General features: G+C 38.1%; 1 protein-coding gene and 1 pseudogene. Both read right to left on the reverse strand.

Annotated features, from left to right (window positions below; all coding sequences use genetic code 11):
- Positions 1 to 271: SDR family NAD(P)-dependent oxidoreductase (locus tag BBROOKSOX_RS11850; protein ID WP_139662098.1), on the reverse strand; the 271-nt coding region annotated here is incomplete at its 3' end.
- Between the two features lie 16 nt (positions 272 to 287).
- Positions 288 to 883: pseudogene (locus BBROOKSOX_RS11855) on the reverse strand (polynucleotide adenylyltransferase PcnB); the annotation flags it as partial.

The raw sequence follows: 883 nt of genomic DNA on the forward strand, positions 1-883 counted from the left end.
CATCTTCCAACGCCCCTACTTGCCCGTAAGCACCATTATGAATTAAACCATACAATGTATTTGTCTTCTTAAAAACGGCATTAATTGCCCTATTAATGGACACAGATGAGGACAAATCTAAGTGTAGTGCTTCAAAACCTTGGGCTTTAAGCATCTCTACATCTTTTTCTTGTCTGGCGCTAGCAAACACCTGGTAACCTGCTTTTTTTAAGCCTTGTGCCACGCACAAACCAATGCCACAGGAGCAACCTGTGATTAGAACAGATTTCATAAGGGACTTTGCATCATTATGCAGGATGATTATTCATGTCCAAAGGCTTTTCTTGCACTTTTGTCCAAAAATCGGCAGCTTCTTTGAGTTCTGGATTGATGCTCTTACTACGCAATACCAAAAAGTCATAACCCATTCTAAATCGTGGGTGCCCTAATAAAAATTGTACTTTTTTTGGGTGCATCTTTTCCAATTTCGACTGCATCATCCAAATGTCTCTAATTCTAGCCGTCAAATATTTTGGCAATGATACTTGTTTAATTTGTTGGATAATCGTCTCATCACAAGCCTGCATCATTGCCAAATTAAAAGAGCGTTGCTTCTTCTTAATATGAGTAAAGCGATTATTTTGTGCCTGCCATAAAAATACAGCAAATAAAAAAGCGGGTGTGACCGGCTTATTCTGTTTAATACGCTGAGAGGTATTGATGCATGCTTTTTTAATGAAAGCATCCTTGTGGGTTTGCTTAAATAAATGCTTTAATAACCCATAATACTCTAATTGCTCATATACTTGAAACGAGTATTTATTTTGAAACAGTTTAATACACTCTTCGTACAGGCGCGCTGGCGAAATATTGCTAAGTAATGGCGCCTGCTCCATTATGCAAT

The organism is bacterium endosymbiont of Bathymodiolus sp. 5 South, from assembly GCF_900128535.1.
In the GTDB taxonomy this organism is placed as follows: Bacteria; Pseudomonadota; Gammaproteobacteria; order PS1; family Pseudothioglobaceae; genus Thiodubiliella.